General features: G+C 31.1%; 1 protein-coding gene and 2 pseudogenes. All 3 read left to right on the forward strand.

Translation table 11 applies throughout. From position 1 onward, the window contains the following. Nucleotides 1–89 (forward strand): annotated as a pseudogene (locus Q0370_RS11745) (acetyl-CoA carboxylase carboxyl transferase subunit beta); the annotation flags it as partial. 42 nt (nucleotides 90–131) lie between these two features. Beyond that, nucleotides 132–1352 (forward strand): annotated as a pseudogene (tig, locus tag Q0370_RS00395) (trigger factor); the annotation flags it as partial. Between the two features lie 181 nt (nucleotides 1353–1533). Further along, a complete protein-coding gene (clpP, locus tag Q0370_RS00400; protein WP_299570560.1) occupies nucleotides 1534–2109 on the forward strand; it encodes an ATP-dependent Clp endopeptidase proteolytic subunit ClpP in 576 nt (191 codons plus the stop codon). The last annotated feature ends 158 nt before the right edge of the window (nucleotides 2110–2267 follow it).

Raw genomic sequence — 2267 nt, forward strand, 5'->3', positions numbered from 1 at the left:
CAAGTTCTGGTGGTGCCAGAATGCAGGAAGGAATTTTGTCGCTTATGCAAATGGCAAAAACTTCAGGTGCAGTAAAAAAATTAAATGAAACAACTTATGAAGTATCAGCAGTTAGAGAAGGAGAAGAGTTAAAACACTTAAAAGAGCATGTTTTAGTACATTTTAAAGATGCAAAAGTTGATGGATTCCGTCCAGGACATGTACCTGCAAAAGTGATTGAAGAAAAATTCAAGAAAGAAATTGAAGGAGAAATATTAAACCACATTATTTCTGATGAATACAGAAAAGCAGTTGCAGAAAATGAATTAAAACCGATTGCTGATATTAAACTTGAAAAATATGAGCTTAATGATGACAAAGTTGAAGTAGTATTTACAATACCTGTATTGCCTGCATTTGAATTGGGACAATATAAAGGTGTGGAAGTAGAAAAGGAAAAAGTAGAAATTACTGATGAAAAAGTAAACGAAGAAATCGAAAGATTAAGAGAAAATGTTGCAAAATTAAAAGAAGTTGCAGAAAATGAAGAAGCTAAAAATGATGACGTTGTAAATATTAACTTTGAAGGATTTATAGATGGTAAAGCATTTGATGGAGGAAAAGCTGAAGGATACGACTTGACATTAGGTTCTCACAGCTTTATTGACACTTTCGAAGATCAAATCGTAGGACATAAAAAAGGTGATGAATTTGACGTAAATGTTACATTCCCTGAAGAATATCACGCTGAAAGCCTAAAAGGAAAACCAGCTTTATTCAAAGTAAAAGTAAACTCAATCAAGAGAAAAGAAGAAGCTGAATTAAATGATGACTTAGCAAAAGAATTAGGATTTGATTCTGTTGAAGATATGACAGCTAAAACTAGAGAAAATATTACAAAAAGAGAAGAAGCAAGAGCTGAAAACGAATTTAAGAACAAAGTTATTGATGCTGTAGTAAGTGGTACAGAAGTTGAAGTTCCAGAAGCATTAGTTCAAAGAGAAATTGACTATCAAATCAACAGATTTACACAACAATTGCAAATGCAAGGAATTAATCTTAACCAATACTTCCAAATGACAGGGCAAACAATGGAAGCAATGAGAGAAAGTTCAAAAGAAAATGCTGAAAAAGCAGTAAAAACAGAATTAGTACTATCTGAAATCGCAAAAGCTGAAGGAATTAAAGCAACTGATGAAGAAGTATCAAAAGAAATCGAAACATTAGCTGCAATGTATGGACTTGAAAAAGATGCATTAATCGCTGATGTAAGAAAAAATGGAAATTATGAAAGATTCATTGATGAAACAAACTATAGATTAGTAAATCAAAAAACAATTGATTTATTAGTAAAAGAAGCAAAAGTTAAATAGTAATTTTGAGAAAATTGCTAAATAAAAAGAATATTTTGATTTTAGAAGAATTTTGTGATAAAATAGTTTATTGCGAAATTCTTTTTTCTCTATATTTAAATTGTAAAATGTTAAAACAATTTTGTAATAACAAGAGAAAATAAATAATGAAAGAAAATTGACAGAAATAGGAGGAAATAATATGTCAGCATATAGTCCAGTAGTTATTGAAAATGATGGGCGTGGGGAAAGAAGCTATGATATTTATTCAAGACTTTTAAAGGATAGAATAATTTTTGTAAGTGGAGAAGTTGAAGATGGAATGGCAAATGCGATTGTCGCTCAATTATTATTTTTAGATGCACAGGATAATGAAAAAGATATAGTTATGTATATAAACAGTCCGGGAGGAGTAATTACCGCCGGGCTTGCGATTTATGACACAATGCGTCACATAAAAAGCGATGTTTCTACAGTATGTGTAGGACAGGCGGCAAGCATGGGAGCAGTGTTGTTGGCGGCTGGAGCAAAAGGTAAAAGATATTCGCTGCCAAACTCAAGAATCATGATTCATCAGCCACTAGGTGGAGCAAGAGGTCAAGTAACGGACATTCAGATTCAGGCAAAAGAAATTGAAAGAATGAAGGAAATTACAAGCAAAATTTTATCAGAAGCCACTGGAAAATCAGTAGAAGAAATCTACGCAGATACTGAAAGAGACAACTTTATGTCGCCAGAAGAAGCTGTAAATTACCGATTAATTGATAAAATATTGTAAAATTTATTTGGTAACTTTAAAAACAGTTCTTAAATTAAAAATTTATCGTTAAGTATTTCTTATAAAGGCTTTTATAATTGGATTAAAAATGTCGTGATTTTTTGGAAATAAAAATTTCTGTCTGAACGAAGTGAGTTTAATTTTTATTTTCAAAAAAT

The organism is uncultured Leptotrichia sp. (genome assembly GCF_938036635.1).
In the GTDB taxonomy this organism is placed as follows: Bacteria; Fusobacteriota; Fusobacteriia; order Fusobacteriales; family Leptotrichiaceae; genus Leptotrichia; species Leptotrichia hongkongensis.

Coding starts and splice junctions, on each gene's coding strand:
- clpP (WP_299570560.1), top strand. CDS start 1,534: ATGTCAGCATATAGTCCAGTAGTTATTGAAAATGATGGGCGTGGGGAA.